Genomic DNA, 17373 nt, shown 5'->3' with positions numbered 1-17373 from the left:
TATAAATTATATGATAATTAAGAATTTAAAACTTAATTATTATGCCAAGAACAAATCCTAAGTTTGCCTTTGAGTACGATATCGACATAAGTAAAATTGAAATTGGACTTGAGAATTTCATCGAAAAAATTAATGAAAAAAATGAAATATATCGGAGTATCTGTACGAATGTTACTCACGATGTCATTCAGTACGAAGTAATAGAAGCTAGTAAAAAAAATCCTCGTATTATTATCCTTAAATTATTTCACTCTTATTCCATATCAGGATACTATTTTATACTTGAGCTTTTAGGTGATTACTGCAATGGAGAATACTTAGCGAGAAGATATGATACAAATTAATAATGCACAGATTATGACCAATTTTGATATATCAAAATTGGTCATTTAAATTTGTAGGTTTAATAGAATTTAATAGGTCATAGAAGACTCCTATCCTAAGATTCGCCTTGTTAATTATATAGCTTGCTAAGCTAAAATATTCAACAATTGACTTCAGAATTACTAAAGAACAATATTCATTAAATAGCCTTTGATGTTTTTCGGGAATTACTTTTTTTTGAATGAGATACGGGTATATGATATCTATCATAATGCTCCTACTATCTTTGATAAACAAATTAATGCGATTGGAATCTAAGGATCTTCTATAATTTTCTTCGTTATCTCCTCCTAAAATAATAATATTACTACCACTACAAATACAATAAAAGAGCTTATCAAATGTTGGAAATTTCGTTTTGAGTATTGTAGTTATTGAATTCTGCAATTTAATCGCCTTATCATCTATGTCCTTATAAAAATGTCTCTGGTCTATATAGTGAGTATTCTTTATTTGTAAATACAACTGCTCAGCGCCAAAGGATAAGCTAATAGTATCTCGAAAAGAACCAAAGGAAACAATACTAATTTCAGTTGTGCCTCCACCTACATCAATATTCAATCCCTTATTAAACATAAAAAAGTTATCGTGTGTTGATGGATCACTTTCAGTTTCCGATGTAGTTTCAAACCAAGATAGAAAGCTTAGTTGAGACTCTTCCTCTGACGACAGTAACTTTATGGAAATAGGTTGTGCTCGTTTTAATTTAGCTATCTCAGTTGTTAATAGATTCTCAAGTTCATTCCAATTGATAATGGTTCTATAAAGTCCAGTTAAAACTATCTGATAGATTTGAGGAGCTTTGTTCTGGATATACTTTATTGATTCCATAATATATGGCATTACACCTTTGTTATATGCAACTACATTCAAAGAGTTTGAATCATCAATATATTTTGCAACATCTACATAAATAACCTTATCATTAAAACGTCTCAAATCATTGGTATTACCTAAGCATTCTTTAGGTACACCAGTCAATCTTTTTATTGCTGTAGAACTTAACTCTAATACGGCAATTCCTTTTTTTCCATTATAATTTCTTAACATTTTTCAAAGATATTAATTTCTGTATGTAATTATTTTGTATATTTATAGCAGTAGATATAAAGGCGCCGTGGCACATTCACGGATTGGTAGGGAAAATAGCATTCTTGTTATTTTTGCCTCTTCCAATTTTTACACCTCATATATCTTCACTTAAAGCCCAAAATTGGAAAGCAAATTTTCAGTTTTGGGCTTTTTTTGTCTTCAATTTTTCCTCTTCTCATATATTTTTTAAACAAAGAATCTCTCATTTCCTACCAATTTCTGGAAGTTCTTCTGGTGTCTTTATGTCAAACATTTTTGTTTAACTATAAACATTTTCAGCATGAAAATAGAGATACCACAAACAACAAAAACCTTGCAACAGTATCTGTTGAGTCAAGGGTATCATGCAACCTATTGGAAGGGTGATAGTAGAGGTTTTTACAATCCAAGGAACAGACAAACTTTACTTGTTCCAGTTGAGAATTCTACACTTAGCAAAGCACAAACTCTGGCACTATTTCAAAATAGCCAAGCTACTGATTTACCACCGCAACTCGAGTGGTATCAATTTCAATTATTCATTCACGTAACACTTAAAAACTAAATATTATGAGACCGTTTAAAAAAAACAGAATTGACAATGACTTGTCACAAATTGTGGATACCGACTTATCTACTTTTATCGAAAAGAAAGCCACTGAATATACAGCTAAGCATATTCAAACAGCTCAAAAGCTGGCAACACTTGATTTCAAGGGGATGCCTAAAACAACCAGTATTAAAGACTTTCTAGGTGCTAAAAGAGCTGATTTTCAGTTTTTGGTGGATCATATTGAAAAGAGCTGTAACGGTGGTTTGCAAAAAGTAAAAGGGCAATCACATATTTCTAAAGCTAGTGAGGATGACCTTGATATCAATCGTAAAATCGAAAGCCTAGATTTAAAGCTGACTCCACTTAAAGGAAAACTTGATGAGTCTGGAAAAAAACTTAAACCAGAAGTAAGAAATTGGTTTTACGTTTTTATACCACTTTTAATATTTATAGGTGGCATAGAGTTAATAGGAAATTTTGATGTCTTCAGTAGTCTAGGAGGCTCCATGATCAGTTCTATTGGAATAGCTGTATTGACCTTAGCCTGCACCTTTTGGTATGCCCATTTTATTCCAGATAAAATTAGAAGGTATGCACCTAATAGTGCAAAAAAACAAGTAATCCTATTTACTTTATCTATTATTCCAATTGCAGTAGTCTATTATTATTTCTCCAGTCAACGTATTGCATTCTTACTAGCCATGAATCCAGACCTTGAGGGAGTTATTAGCAGCTCTCCATGGGTATTTACCGTCATTAATTGCTTTGCTTATGTAATCTCTTGCTGGATTATCTGGGCGTATAAACCTAGTAAGGAAACCATTTTAGCTTATAAAAAGTATCGAAATGACACTCGTGAAATTAAAAAGCTAGAAATAGAACGAGAACAACTCTGTCAGCAAAAAACTGAATTACCATCAAACCTTCGCGGGAAGTTAACGAAACATTACAACGTTCTTATTCTAGGAAAACAGTTCGAGCAAGAGGTTGTAACCAGGTACCATCGTTGCTTTGAGGAAATGAAGATGGAGCTCTACATGCGAACCAATGGTGCCTGTGCACCTCTTTTCACTGGTAATATTAATCAGGACTTGCCACCACTTCAACTCAATTTTAGCGATAAGGATATTCATAAGCCACTACAATCTAGTATGACTCAATTTATGGGCATCGTACTACTCCTACTGACATTGACTTCCTGTACATCAAAAATTCAACCTTCATTGAGTTTAAGCGTTATGGATGACTATACCGACAAACATATTCCAAAGCCAGATATTGATGGTATTCAACCATTAATACAAAACACCGTAGATAAGGATGGAAGCTGTGATTTTCGTTATACCTCAATAACTGATGCAAGTTTTAATCCTATTTATGATGCGTCAATTAAGGTAAAGCCAAGATTTGGAAATACGCTAGAGCATCTTTCAAAAAAGAGAAAATTCTATCGCACAATTGAAGGGTTTTTGAGTAGTAAAAAAGATACGCTTCAATCATATCCTCACTCAAGTATTCTCACTCCTGTTTTACGGGAATTAGAATTACTCAAACGAAGTAAATCAAACACCAAGATCTTACTCCTTTATAGTGATCTACTCGAATCTTCCAGTATTTATAATGTTTATGATACATATCAGTTACGACAACTACTTAAGGATTACAATAAGGTTGTAGAAATAATAACGAATAAAATTGAGATACCTAAAAATCTCAATGGGCTTACGCTACATATCATTTACTACCCAAAAAATGCACAAGACGACCAGTTGTTTAAAGAAATGCTCAAAGTATGGAGAAGCATTTTAGAGCCTTCAGGTCTACACATTCAACTAGGTATAGCCAAGCCTATTTCAACTGTTTCTAAGGATACTCATAAAAAGAAGCAGACATGAAGCTAGCCCTTACACTACTCCAATTCATATTCAAGATTGTTCTGATCTGCGTGTACGTCATTACACGCGGATTAGAGCTATTCCTTGGCGCAACAAATAACCTCTTTCAAAAACTACTAGGAAAATGAACATTCAAAACAACATAACATACGCATTAGAAAAGGGCGGGGAATTCCTAGACGAGATACTTCAAAACCTTGTAGGTAATAAACATAATTTATCTGCAAAATTCGGAAAAGAAAGTAAGCTTATATCCGCGACACACGATGGTCTATCCATTACAGGCACTAAGTTTTTATCAGCTAAAAAATCAAAAGAACATTTACTTTGTTTCGCACCAAGTGGTGTAGGGAAGTCTACCGTTTTTTTAATACCTAGTGCGCTTCGAATTGCGAGCTCTAATAAGCCAGCCAGTATGATTATTAATAATTCGTCTGGGGAACTTTCAAAAATGACAAATTACTTTCTGAATCAAGGATATAAGGTGTACAGCTTTGACCCTGATAATAAGGAGCAGTCTATTTATTACAATCCACTGCACCGCATACAATCACCATCAGACATTACAAAGGTTGCAACTCTGTTAGTACAGAAGAACGGTAAAAAGACCTCTGACTTTTGGGACTTAAAATCCATTGAACTCATTAGTTTGTTAATTGAATTTCTTCTTGAAAACACCTCGAAGATGTATCAAAATATCGGAAACGTATATTACTTACTCGAAAATCTTGCAGGAAATGAAGACCTTGTTAATGGTCTGTTTGCGGATAAGGCTACCGAGAGTCAATGGCGAGCATATAAAAGTGTTATTGCTAATAGCGAAAAGACCAAGTCGAATATTATTAGCTCAGCAATTTCCCATCTATCTTTTATCGGAAAAGATCCATCTCTCCTTGATGTAACCAGTGTAGACACGTTTGACTTTGCCCGCATGCGAAAAGAAAAAATAGTCCTTTTCCTTAATTGCAATATCACCAACATGAACTATTACAGCCCTTTGTTTGGTTTGTTTTTCGAACAGCTCTTTAGTGAAGTATTTAGGTCAATTCCTCAAGCAAAGGATAATGACCTCTACCTCCTTATTGATGAGCTCTCAAGCATCCCACTCCCGAGCCTTTCAAATGTCATCGCTAATGCGAGAAAGTATATGTCCATACTCGGTGTACTACAGAGTGAAAACCAGCTATATGAGAACTATGGCCAGTACAATGCCAAAAGTATTCTTAACAACGCTTGCAAGGTCTATATGACGGGACTGAACGATGAGTGTGACCGCATTTCAAAAGCTTTAGGAAACTATCAATACTATGAGGATAAGGATAAGAAAATCCTCAGAAGTAGAGCACTTATGACAGGTTCAGAAATTAGAACTATGCCGAAGGATAAAGTAATAGTCATTCCCAATGGTGGTATGAAACCATTGCTCTGCAAGGTTAAGCCCTTTTACAAAATCAAATCTTTTGTAAAAGCTATGGATATGGATCTACCTGAAGATTACAGCCCTGAAAATAATCCAAGTTATCGTATTCAATATCTACCGCTTGATACCTACAGCAAGAAAAAAACTGCCACAGGAGCAGAAAATAATAACCTAAAAACAAAGCAAGATGAAATTAATGACTAAGGAACTAGAGAAAAGGTTTGCTCAAGTTGGCGACCAGTCAGATAAAGAAAATCCAACCTTTATTGCCAAGTTCTTTGATCCAGTCGGTTCTGGAACATGGTACGCAACGGAATATAATCCCGAATCAAAAATTTGTAATGGGTATGTTACGGGACTTGCTTTTGATGAGTGGGGTTCTTTTTCAATAACAGAATTAGAATCTATTATAAGACCCTTTGGATTAGGAATAGAGAGAGATATCCATTTTACCGAGATGAGCTATCACGACCTCGTTCCGCCAAAACCAAAGAAGCGTAAGCTAGAGCTCCAAGAACTTAAAGAAGGTAAAGAACAAGAAAGCGATAAAGAGCGCTAATGGAACCGTTTAGGTTTTCATCACTCCATGAGTATTTGGATTGTGCTTTTAAGGACAATCCAAATCCTTCATGGGATGAAATTAAAAATGCTAAAAAAGAGTATTGGAAAATATACTACAAACACTATAGAAGAGAAAAGAGAATCAAAAGGAAAGAATTCTCACTTGGCTTTTATCCAAAACAGCTACAGCTGATACAACAAAAAAGAGGAGATAAAAGCGTATCACAATTTTTATATGATGCTGTTAACAGACAACTTACATCTCAAGAAGCTCCTCCAGTAGATACTGAAGTCTTTAGAGAAGTGCACCAACAGTTACGAACACTCATTAACCTGATGGAAGAGTCTTTAGATAATGAAGCTTCAGACGCTCATGAAGAAATACTGGAGCGAATTGAACTACTTGAAGAGAGCTTTGTACAACTATTAAATCCATAGATTATGATAATTAAGAGTAAATCCATAAAGTCTAAAAAAGCACTTGAAAATACCATCCGCTATATTCTTACCAAAGAAAATCAGAAGCAACTCGGCTTTATTATCAATCGCTACATCAAGGGCGATAGAAGCTTCGATAAAGAAATGCAAGAAGCACAAAGTGATCTTATCAAAGAACAAAATTTGCTGGAGAAGCGCATTAAAAATATGGTGAGCCAATTCAGCGAGAATGAATCAAAACGCAGTATTGAAAGGCGTAATAAAAATATTGCATATCACGAGATAGTATCTTTTCACAAAGCTGATACTGATAAGCTACCAAAAAAGGTACTTCTAAAAATCGCACGAAAATATGCCAAGGAGCGTTCGCCAAATTCTATGGTGATAAGTACGATGCATTCAGACAAAGACCATTTACATATTCACAATGTTATTTCAGCACTTGAATTTGCTACAGGGAAACCAGTGCGCCTATCTCGAAAAGAATTTAAAGAGGTTAAAATCCGTATGGAGCAATTTCAAGAAAAGGAACTGGGACTTACCTTCAGTAAAGTAAATCATTCTAAAAAAAAGAAGCGATGCTTCAGCTTGATATTGAACGAGAGTTAAATCTTCGAGGTAAACAAAGTGAACGTCAAGAGTTACGTGATGTTCTCGTTGAAGTATTTGCTCGTGTCCGCACCGAAAAGGTAGATAAGAGAGAATTTGAAAAAGCAGGAATCCTATTTTATTCAAGAGCTGGTAAGATTGTCGGCGTCCAAGGTTTTAAAAGACGCTACCGACTCAAAACATTAGGTTTTGATCCTGCACGAATATCTATGGAAAAAGAGCAAAAACGTATGAACGAGTTACAGAAATTAAAATCTCGAAAGGACAAAGACCAAGAACAGGAGCGTTAATGCGATGATACAATTGAATATATACACCGAGCATTATGATGAACAAAAACACATTTTTTAACACCATAGAGATAGTCTTAGAACAAACACCTTTTGAAGACATCATTAATTATGATGAAACACTTATTAAAGAACTTAAGAAAAAGACTAACAGCGAAATTGCTCAATTTCATTTGTGTATGCTGGAGCTCAGAAGGGAACTTGATACTTTTGAAATTAACAAAGTCGCGCGTTCACAGGGCCTTGCTCCTAATCGAGAAATATTTAATAGATTTTGCAATGGCATCATTGCTTCTGGAGAAGAGTTTTACAATCAAGCAAAAGAAGGAAAAGGCTTTTTAGAGACAAAACTTCAGAATAATCCTGAAGAAATTAAGCAACTCTATTACGAAGGTTTAAGCCTAGTATCATCAGCTGCTTATTATAATAAGAAAGGACTCGATGCAGATTGGGACTTATTATTACGTAATGAAAAACGACGAGTGGAGTTAGAACAACAAGTACATAACAAAAGCGAATTAGAGCGATAAGACTATCGCAACAAACAAAAATACAAGACAGGACGAAGTAATTCTCCTGTCTTCTTTTTTTGGATAAAAACGGATTCCAAAGGTGTCCTTTGGCAAGATCGCTTTTGAAAAAGGTCGTTAGAACTGTTCAAAAGCAATCTTGCCCAGCTATGTCTTAAAAGTTTCAACGACTTAAGTCATCGCTGGTTGCAAATGTTCAAAAAGCTACACGGTAGGCGACTTTGGACATTTGCTTCCTTATAAAGGACAAAACGTTTTACAGGGAATTTGTTTTACAAATGTTTTACAGGAAATAAAAAAAGTAGTCCCTTTTTTAAAAAACCACCTTATTTAAATGCAAAAAGCACTGAAAATCAGTGCTTTTACTTAGTAGCGGGAACTGGACTCGAACCAGTGACCTTCGGGTTATGAGCCCGACGAGCTACCTACTGCTCTATCCCGCGATTTAATGTCAAAATGATTGTCTTAGCTTTTAACTTTCGGTCCATAATGCCGACTCAATCATTTTAGGAATGCAAATATACAACGCTTTTTAAATTTTACAAGCATTAAAACAAAAAAATAGTGCTCAAATAAATTTTGAACACTTTAATTTTTATTTTTTAAACTTATTGATTTTAATATTTAATCATCGTCATTATCATCTTCTGCATCTAGTGTTGCTAATGCGCCTTTACTATTTACTTTGTCTATATCAAAGTCAACAATATTTGGTAATTGCTCCTTTAAAGCTGCATAGTTTCCTTTAAAATCATTGTTACCTAACAATAACGTTTTTAAGTTTGTTAACTCTGCAAGCTCGCCTGGTAAATTCCCATAGAATGCATTATTTGATAGTACTAATTCTTCTAATTTCTTTAATTTGCCAATAGATGATGGGATGGTTCCTAATAAATTATTATCAAAAACACTTAATACTTTCAGAGATTTTAAATTAGAAATATTTGTAGGTAGCTTTCCTATTAATTGGTTACTACTTAAAATTAAGCTTTCTAAATTAGATAGGTTTACAATTGACGCTGGTATTTCACCAGAAAAATTATTATTAAATAATTCTACATATTTTAATTGGTCTAAACGTCCTATTTGAAATGGTATTTCACCCTTAAAATTATTCGAAAATAATTTCAATGATTCCAATTTAGATAAATGTATTATAGATTTTGGTAATTCGCCCTCCAATTTATTGAATGACAAATCAAGAATTGTCAAGCTCTTTAAGTTTGAAATTGATTCAGGTAAGTTGCCATATAAGTTATTAAAACTTAAACTTACTGCTACCACATTGTCATTTTCTAATGTTACTCCATGCCAGGTTGAAACTGGCTCTTCTAAATCCCAAGATTTATTCCAAGAATCACCATTTGTCGCATTATATAAATCGACAAGAGCTGTTTTTTGATCTTGTGAAACTTGTGCAAAAGAGACGATTGAAATTAAACAGAAAAATAACGCTAGCTTTAAGTTTTTCATAATAATAGATTTCTGTGGAGGGGCACAATAACCCAACGAAGATAGCAGAATCGCCCATTAACAGCAAATTTATTCGATGAAATACATTGGTTAAGTTTTTATATATCTCTATATCAGATATTTAACATTTTTACTGTTCTATATTTTCTGCCTCAAAATTTATGATTTCTTGGTTAACTGATGTTATTGAAACCTGAATAGGATTACAGCAAATTTCGCAATCCTCAATGTATTTTTGTTGACTTTGAGATGTGTCAACTAGCATAGAAATCTCTTCCCAACAGTATGGACATTGAAAGAAATATTCATCCATGGCATTTTAATTTTAGAATTTTACATTCAATAATTCTCCGCTAATTTGAAGCACCTCTAACTCAGATAATTTGGCTTCAAACTTAGCCTGATTTCGATTTAATTCAGCATTCAATAAATTGAGTTGCGCTTGTCTAAATTCAATTGAATTAACTTGACCTATTTTGAATTTTTCTTGAGTACGTTCAAAGTTATTCTTTGCAGTTAAAATATTCTTTTCTTGAATGTTGTAAATCTCTAACTTATTTGCATAATTATCCCAAGCGTTATTAAAATCGCGCTCTATATTGAGTAGAATATTTTCTTTTTGAAGTTTTTGTGTTTCAAGATTTATCTTGGCATTTCTTACTCTATTAATCGTAGATCCTCCATCAAATAAATTCCAGCTAAGATTTAATCCACCTGACAAACCTGTATTTATAGATGTAGCCACAAACGAAGCTGCATTATTATTATTCTTGTTCCAACCGTAAGAACCAGTTAAACCTAGTGTTGGTAAATATGCAGATCTACCAGAACTAATATCTAATTTACTAATTAATATATTTTTTTCGGTTTGAAGCAAAGCTACGTTTCGAGATTTTGCCTTTTCAAATAAGCTATCCTTTTGAAACTCTAATGTAAACTGAACTTCCGTTTCAACGTCAAAATCGTTGGTATAAGTTTCTCCGAGAACTAATTTTAAATCGCGTTTAGTATTTTTTAATTGCTGCTTGGTATTAATGATATTAATGCTGTCGTTGTTTATATCTACTTCGGCATTTAGTACTTCTAACTTTGTGTTTTGACCATATTCAAACTGGTATTCTGCACGTACCAATCTATCTTTTGTAATGGTAAGTGTTTCTTCTAGAGTGCTTAGGTTGTCAGATAATTGCGCCACATTATAATACACTGAAAATAGTTGTATTATAGTATTCTCAATGGTTTCTCTGGCTTGTAATTCTGATAATTGATATTGCTCTTTTAATCGTTTATAATTATAACGTCTTCCTAAACCATCAAAAAGCGTATAGTTAATATTTACACTAGCATTGTACCTAGAACTTTCTGCGCCATTTAAAATTGCAGGAGGTCTACTACTATCCGAAAATTCTACTTCAGAATTATCTAAATTATAAGTTGCTCCTGCATTGCCAGTAACTGTTGGTAAAAACCCCGTATTTAAAATACTTGTATTGTTTTCTGCAACTGCAACGGCATTTTGAGCAATTTTTACACCGTAGTTATTATCTAAAGCCAAAGCAATAGCTTGTTCCTTTGTTAATACATCTTGCTGAGAAATCCCATTGAAAGAGATAAAGAACATTATTGCTAAAACAACTATATTAAAATTATGCGTCTTCATTTCCTTTCGATATAAAATGTTCTTTATGATAATCAACTCTAAGACTTTCTGATTTAATTTCTGCGTTCTTCTCTTTTATAGCACGCTCAACTTCTTCTTTGGTAATATCATTTCCTGTGACCAACCATTTAATATTTTTCTTTAAAAAGTTACTAAATGACAAGAAAATAGGTAATACTACCAAAGTCAGCACTGTTGCAAAACCAATACCATAGGCGATAGAAACTGCCATAGGTATTAAAAATTGCGCTTGTCTACTTTCTTCAAATATTAATGGAGCCAAACCTGCTACTGTAGTAAGTGATGTTAAAAATATAGCTCTAAAACGAGATCGACCTGCTTCATATAGTGCATCATCAAATGCTAAACCTTCTCTCAAATTGCTATTAAATTTGCCTATAAGTACTAAACCATCATTAACCATAATTCCTATAAGTGCTATAATACCTAACATTGATAAAATGTTTAAAGGAAAATCATGAATCCAATGTCCCCAAGCTACAGCTGGTAAACTCAATGGAATCATTAACAGTAATAATAAAGGTTGACTATAGCTTCTAAATGTAAAGGCAATGACAACATAAATTAATAATAAAACAGTTAAGCCTACTGGTGTAAGCGAGTTCATTAGTTTTAACCGCTCCCTGTTTTGACCTTCATAAGATGGTGTTACAGTAGGATATTTAGATAAAATTTCGGGCATAATCTCATCTCTAATCTCTGCCATAATATCTGTTGCACTTGTCTTCTTTGCATCTTTTATATCTGCAGAAACTTGTATTTCGCGTCTACCCTCTAAATGATTAATCGCTACATCACCACGTGCAATACTGTAACTCGCTATTTCTTTTAGGGGCACTTTTTGACCATTTGGTGCAGAAATACGCATATTATCTAAATTATTGATTGAAGAACGATTGGCTCTATCGTATCGAACCCATACTCTAATTTCATCTTGACCTCTTTGAAAACGTTGTGCTTGTGCCCCAAAAAATGCTGAACGTACTTGCGTCATAACTGTTCGAAGATTTAAACCCAAAGCATAAGCACTCTCATTAAGTTCTAGACGGATCTCTTTTATTCCGGCAGGATCATTATCAGTAACATCTTTTAACAAGACATTGTTCTCTAAATTTTGTTTCAACTCAGATTTTACAGCTTTCAATTCTGCTATATCATTTCCTAATAACGAAACAGAGACTGGTAATCCCCCAAAATTACCTCCACCACCATACACTAAACTTTCTATGCCGATTACTGGTCCTACACGTTCTCGCAAACGGTTGGTTACTAAATCTGTAGTAATTTCATTTGGCCGTTCCTCACCTGGTAATAAATTAATTCTTAAAGAGGCTGAAGAGGAACCTGGACCAATGCTTTTAATCATGTTTTCGACAAGATGCTTCTCATAATCATCCCCTAAATACTCTTTATTGATCTCATTAGTAACTTCGATAGCCTTGGCTTCAATAAATGAAATAATACTATCCGTTACGTTTTCATTTGTTCCATTTGGCATATTTAGTGATACATCTATACGATCACTTGCAATTCTTGGAAAAAAGGCACCTCTAATAATTCCTCCCTGAAAACTTGCATTGGTAAGCATAAAGAAGACAATAAAAATTGAAATCGTCAAAAATTTATAATTAAGTGCAAAACGCAATATCGGGCTGTAAACTTTGTCTCTAAGCCAACGCATAATAGAATCACCAAACTTATTAATATACCGTAATTTTGAAAATACTCTCTGAAGCATGTTTTGCTTTTGCTCTGGATTTTGGGCTCTCAACGCCTTAGAATGTGCTAAATGGGCAGGCAATATAATTAACGCCTCTACTAAAGACACCAACAAAGTTAGCATAACAACTACTGAAACTTCACCAAAAAACTCACCTATTCGTCCATCCAAAAACAAGAAAATACCAAACGCTAATATTGTAGTTAGTATTGCCGAAACAATTGCAGGGAGTACTTCCATAACGCCATCTATGGCAGCTTCTTCTGGCGATTTTCCTTTCTCATAATGTTGATAGATGTTTTCTGCAATAACAATACCATCATCTACAAGAATACCTATAACAATGATCATCCCAAAAAGGGATAAAACATTAATTGTGACATTAAAATAACCTGCAAACATAAACATTCCAAAGAATGCTACAGGTAAGCCAAAAGCTACCCAAAATGCTAGACGCGTATTTAAGAATAATGACAAAAATAGAAGTACTAATATCATTCCTATAATTGCATTCTCTGCGAGTAAAGCAGTTCGCTGTACTAGTGTTGTAGATCTATCACTAACCACATTAAGTTGTACATTATCGTACTTACTATTAAATTCCTCAATATAAGCTTTAGTTTTATCAGCCGAAGAAATTAAATCTTCAGTATTTGTGCTCGTTATTGTAAGATTAATTGATAATTCCCCATTAAAATAACTAGAGTTAGGTGTTTCAGAAAACTGATCTCTAACTTTAGCAATATCTTTTAGTTGAATAATACGACCAGATGCATCTGCTTTAACAACTAAATTAGAGAGTTCATCGGCATAATATGATCGAGAATTTGCTCTAATGAGGTATTCTTCAGCATCTGTTTTTATAGTTCCGCCAGTAGTAATAAGGCTAGATTCATTTATAGCTTGAGAAACTTCTACAAAAGTTAAATTATAAGCTAACAAATTGGTTTCATTTAAGGCTATTTCAATTTCCTCATCAGGATATCCAGAAATTTGAATTTGCGAAATTCCATCAATGCCTCTAAGATCATTTTCAACCTGTCTTCCTATTTGTTTTAATGTAGACAATGGAATTTTAGAACCACTAATAGCAAAGGTAATTGTTGGCCTCAAAGCTTCTTGCTTAGCTACAATTAAGGGCTCCATACCAACAGGAAATGTAGGCACACGATCTACAGCATTCTTTACTTCGAGAAGCATAAAATCGATATCTTTTCCTTTTTCGATTTCAACATTAATATTTCCACTATTTTCTCTAGAGGTTGATGTTACACGTTCTACACCATTTAATCCTTTAAGATTATCCTCTATTTTGAGTATGATACCTTCTTCAACTTCTTGAGGAGAAGCTCCTGGATAGGTGACATTAATACTTATGTTTTTTGAATCTATTAAGGGAAAAAATGAAGATTTTAGATTTTTAGCACCAAAGAAACCGAATACAACAAAGGTCAATACAACAACATTAACTGCAACGCTGTGTTTAATAAAAAAAGCAATTAGTTTTCTCATTACTTAGTTTGCTTTTTTGGGCGCATTTTCTGTAAGTTCATCAGTATTTTCAGTAAAAGGTTTTACTGCCATGCCAGCATAAGCACCAGGAATTGGCTTAGAAACCATCACTGTGCCATCTGGCACATCTTTAATTACGGCTTTAGTATCAGAAAAATATACAGGATTTACATCGATAAGATCTAAAATACTATCTCTTACGATAAATATTTGATCCCCTTCCATAACTAAACTACGATTAACTTCTATGGCATCAGATTCTTCTTTAGCATTAAGATTTGCTTCTAAATACATGCCTTCTTTGAGTGCTTTGTTTTTAACTTCAATGTAGGCAGTAATCGTTTGTGTTGCTGCATCAATACTTCCGTTTACTCGAGACACTTTACCTGAGTAGGTTTCTGTATTATCAAGATTCGTAAGTACTACAGATTCACCAACTTTCAAGAGACTCGCATAGGTTTTGCTTAATGCGACTTCCATTTCATAAACCGAAGGATCTATATACTCTCCTAATTTCTGTCCATTTCTAATTAAAGAACCTTCAGTTACTAATGCTTCAGTTAAAATCCCAGTAAAAGGTGCTCTAATATTGTATTTAGCTAAACGCTGTTCTAAATTCTTTACGTTGTAATAGTTTGAAACAATACCGCGACCTGTAATAAAATAATTTTCTTTTTCTGATGTCATTTCTGGCAACTTAGGTGTTGATTTATTTAAATCAAAGCCGTTGAGATAACTCTGCCATTTTTGAAAAACTTCAGGAAAATCTAGTCTTAAATCTGGCATAATTGCCGCTATGGAATTATACAAATTACTTTTTGAAGATTGTACACTTGCATAATACTCCGAAGCATCAATACGAATTAAATTTTCTCCTCGACGGTATTCTTGTCCTGGTTTAAAAAGCTTACCACTTGTTTTAAAAACCCCTTGAACTTCTGCATATAATTCAACTCGTCTTTGAGCTACTAAACTTCCGTTTGCAGGAATAACAATTTGTACTGTAGAATTTTTTACCGTGTCCGTAAAAACTGTTTTTACAACTTTAGCTGGAGTTGGTCGTTTCTTCTTTTCGTTATTAGCAATAGATTGACTAACGAAATAAGCTGCAACAATTAGAAGTACTCCTAATAAGGAAAGAATAATTTTGCGCATTATATTGTGATGGTTGTTAAACCGCAAATTTACCTATAACAGAACGCATTGCCGTTAAAATATTCTTAATTGTTAATAGCCTCTAATTGCTCTTGTACGGACTCCCAATCTCCCATAAGTTTTTCTAATGATTTTTTCTTGGCATGATAAAGATCAAAAAACTTAGAATCTGATGCAGTTTCATCATAATTAGTCGCCAATTTTAAATCATCAGATTTAATATCTTTTTCTAGCTGATTGATTTTAGATTCAATATTACTCAACTTATTATTTAAAGATTTTATTTTTTTCTGGTCTTCGTAACTTTTTTTATTACTTTCCTTGGGTTTATTAGCAACAACCGTTCTTTTTTCTGCTTCTCTAAGATTTTCTAAATTTCTTTGCTCTAGGTAAAAGTCAATATCTCCTAGATATTCTCTTATATTTTGATCCTTAAACTCATATACTGTATCTGTTAAACATTGAAGAAAATCTCTATCATGAGATACCAAAATTAGAGTGCCTGCAAACTTTTTTAGAGCATCCTTCAATACATTTTTAGACTTTATGTCTAAGTGATTGGTCGGCTCATCCATTATTAAGACATTTAATGGTTGAAGCAATAATTTCGCTAAGGCTAAACGATTACGTTCACCACCAGATAGAACTTTTACATACTTTTCTACTTCTTCACCTCTAAATAAAAATGAGCCAAGAATATCCCTTACTTTACTTCTATTGGTCTCATTAGCAGCATCTATCATAGTATCTAGAACAGTTTTGTTTCCGTCCAAATATTCTGCCTGATTTTGAGCGAAATAACCAATTTGAACATTATGACCTAGTTTCAAATGTCCTTGGTGCTCTATTTCACCAACGATGATTTTTGCTAAGGTCGATTTGCCTTGTCCATTCTGCCCTACAAATGCAGTTTTAGTATCTCTTGCAATCGCCAAATTTACATTGTGTAAAACTTGCAAGTCATCATAGTTCTTCGAAACGTTTTCAACCTCAATTACTACTTTTCCTGGTGTAATTGATACAGGGAAATTCAATGTCATTACACTATTATCATCTTCATCTACTTCAATTCTATCAATCCTATCTAATTTTTTGATTAGCGATTGTGCCATAGTCGCCTTAGATGCTTTGGCTCTAAACTTTTCAATTAACTTTTCTGTTTGCTGAATTTGTTTCTCTTGATTCTTTTGAGCTGCCAACTGCTGAACTTTCATTTCTTTTCGCAGTGCCAAAAATTTAGTGTATGGCTTGTTGTAATCGTAGATTCTACCTAAAGAAATTTCAATCGTTCGGTTAGTGACATTATCTAAAAACATTTTATCGTGCGAAACAATAACTACAGCTCCACTATAATTTTTTAAAAAGTTTTCTAACCATATAATAGATTCAATATCTAAGTGGTTAGTTGGCTCATCTAATAATAATAAATCATTATTTTGAAGTAGAAGTTTTGCTAACTCTATTCGCATTCTCCAACCACCAGAAAAAGTGTCAGTGAGTTTCTCAAAATCTTCTCGCTTAAACCCTAAACCTTGAAGTATTTTCTCTGTCTCACCTTGGTAATTATAACCTCCTAAGATTTCGTATTGATGCTGAATATCATTCAAATCTACCATTAGCTGATTATAAGATTCACTTTCGTAATCTGTTCGCTCTGCTAATTGAGTATTAATATGCTCTAACTTAGATTCGCATGCTTTAATTTCTTTGAAAGCTTCATAAGATTCTTCTAATACTGTTTTTCCGAAATCAAAGTCAATATCTTGCTTAAGAAAACCTATTTTTAAATCCTTATCTGCAGCAATCTGCCCAGAATCTGCTTCTTGCTCTTTAGATAGAATTCTTAGCATGGTAGATTTACCTGCTCCGTTCTTACCTATTAAACCAATGCGATCACCAAGGCCCAATTTAAAGGTAATTTCTTCAAAAAGATATTCCCCTTGAAATGATATAGATAGATTATGGATATTTAGCATAACTTTTTTGAATATTACAATTGCAACAAACGTTACAATTGTTACAATACCAGAATTATAAAATTTTATCTTTGTATCGTCTTAAAAAACGCAAAAGTACAGGTT

The 17373-nt window shown here is 33.4% G+C and carries 16 protein-coding genes and 1 tRNA gene; 9 read left to right on the top strand and 8 right to left on the bottom strand.

Annotated elements, in window-relative coordinates:
* The first annotated feature begins 41 nt into the window (after positions 1-41).
* Complete coding sequence (locus SJY34_RS15155; protein WP_400077085.1) at positions 42-344, top strand: hypothetical protein; 303 nt, start codon at positions 42-44, stop codon at positions 342-344.
* A gap of 31 nt (positions 345-375) precedes the next feature.
* Here the strand turns inward: SJY34_RS15155 and SJY34_RS15150 are convergent, their stop codons facing one another.
* Positions 376-1434 carry a hypothetical protein gene (locus tag SJY34_RS15150; protein WP_400077083.1) on the bottom strand — a complete coding sequence of 353 codons (1059 nt, stop codon included), beginning with the start codon at positions 1432-1434 and terminating at the stop codon, positions 376-378.
* Positions 1435-1756: 322 nt separating this feature from the next.
* Between SJY34_RS15150 and SJY34_RS15145 the strand changes: the two genes are divergently transcribed.
* The 8 genes from SJY34_RS15145 (at position 1757) to SJY34_RS15110 (ending at position 7751) form a co-directional block, all read left to right on the top strand.
* Complete coding sequence (locus SJY34_RS15145; RefSeq protein ID WP_400077081.1) at positions 1757-2020, top strand: hypothetical protein; 264 nt, start codon at positions 1757-1759, stop codon at positions 2018-2020.
* Positions 2021-2175: 155 nt separating this feature from the next.
* Positions 2176-3903, top strand: a complete 1728-nt coding sequence (locus tag SJY34_RS15140) for a hypothetical protein (protein WP_400077079.1) — start codon at positions 2176-2178, stop codon at positions 3901-3903.
* A gap of 124 nt (positions 3904-4027) precedes the next feature.
* Entirely contained in the window at positions 4028-5527 is a 1500-nt protein-coding gene (locus SJY34_RS15135) for a type IV secretory system conjugative DNA transfer family protein (protein WP_400077077.1), read from the top strand.
* The gene (locus SJY34_RS15130) at positions 5520-5882 is read left to right on the top strand and encodes a DUF2958 domain-containing protein (protein WP_400077076.1); all 363 of its coding nucleotides are present in this window, start codon (positions 5520-5522) and stop codon (positions 5880-5882) included. The genes SJY34_RS15135 and SJY34_RS15130 overlap by 8 nt, the downstream gene beginning before the upstream one ends.
* Complete coding sequence (locus SJY34_RS15125) at positions 5882-6322, top strand: hypothetical protein (protein WP_400077074.1); 441 nt, start codon at positions 5882-5884, stop codon at positions 6320-6322. Before SJY34_RS15130 ends, SJY34_RS15125 begins: the two co-directional genes overlap by 1 nt.
* 3 nt (positions 6323-6325) lie before the next feature.
* Positions 6326-6931, top strand: coding sequence for a relaxase/mobilization nuclease domain-containing protein (locus tag SJY34_RS15120; RefSeq protein WP_400077073.1), 606 nt, complete (start codon positions 6326-6328; stop codon positions 6929-6931).
* Entirely contained in the window at positions 6901-7221 is a 321-nt protein-coding gene (locus SJY34_RS15115) for a hypothetical protein (RefSeq protein ID WP_400077071.1), read from the top strand. Before SJY34_RS15120 ends, SJY34_RS15115 begins: the two co-directional genes overlap by 31 nt.
* Before the next feature lie 35 nt (positions 7222-7256).
* On the top strand, positions 7257-7751 hold the full coding sequence (locus SJY34_RS15110) for a DUF4240 domain-containing protein (RefSeq protein ID WP_400077070.1): 495 nt from the start codon (positions 7257-7259) through the stop codon (positions 7749-7751).
* Between the two features lie 370 nt (positions 7752-8121).
* Here SJY34_RS15110 and SJY34_RS15105 read toward each other — a convergent pair.
* The 7 genes from SJY34_RS15105 to SJY34_RS15075 all read right to left on the bottom strand — a co-directional run bounded on the left by SJY34_RS15105 (position 8122) and on the right by SJY34_RS15075 (position 17268).
* Positions 8122-8194 (bottom strand) — tRNA-Met (locus SJY34_RS15105).
* Between the two features lie 181 nt (positions 8195-8375).
* Positions 8376-9224 (bottom strand): Two component regulator three Y domain protein, encoded by an 849-nt coding sequence (locus SJY34_RS15100; RefSeq protein ID WP_400077068.1) that lies wholly within the window; start codon positions 9222-9224, stop codon positions 8376-8378.
* Positions 9225-9354: 130 nt separating this feature from the next.
* Positions 9355-9537 carry a CPXCG motif-containing cysteine-rich protein gene (locus SJY34_RS15095; protein ID WP_400077066.1) on the bottom strand — a complete coding sequence of 61 codons (183 nt, stop codon included), beginning with the start codon at positions 9535-9537 and terminating at the stop codon, positions 9355-9357.
* Positions 9538-9549: 12 nt separating this feature from the next.
* Entirely contained in the window at positions 9550-10884 is a 1335-nt protein-coding gene (locus tag SJY34_RS15090) for a TolC family protein (protein WP_400077064.1), read from the bottom strand.
* The gene (locus tag SJY34_RS15085; RefSeq protein WP_400077062.1) at positions 10871-14137 is read right to left on the bottom strand and encodes an efflux RND transporter permease subunit; all 3267 of its coding nucleotides are present in this window, start codon (positions 14135-14137) and stop codon (positions 10871-10873) included. The genes SJY34_RS15090 and SJY34_RS15085 overlap by 14 nt, the downstream gene beginning before the upstream one ends.
* A 3-nt stretch (positions 14138-14140) precedes the next feature.
* A complete protein-coding gene (locus SJY34_RS15080) occupies positions 14141-15292 on the bottom strand; it encodes an efflux RND transporter periplasmic adaptor subunit (RefSeq protein WP_400077060.1) in 1152 nt (383 codons plus the stop codon).
* Between the two features lie 65 nt (positions 15293-15357).
* Entirely contained in the window at positions 15358-17268 is a 1911-nt protein-coding gene (locus SJY34_RS15075; RefSeq protein ID WP_400077058.1) for an ABC-F family ATP-binding cassette domain-containing protein, read from the bottom strand.
* Positions 17269-17373: the final 105 nt, after the last annotated feature.

It is taken from the genome of Winogradskyella sp. R77965 (assembly GCF_044594915.1).
Taxonomy (GTDB): domain Bacteria; phylum Bacteroidota; class Bacteroidia; order Flavobacteriales; family Flavobacteriaceae; genus Winogradskyella.
The sequence above is the reverse complement of the archived record's forward strand: the minus strand, read 5'-3'. Positions and strand labels throughout refer to the sequence as shown.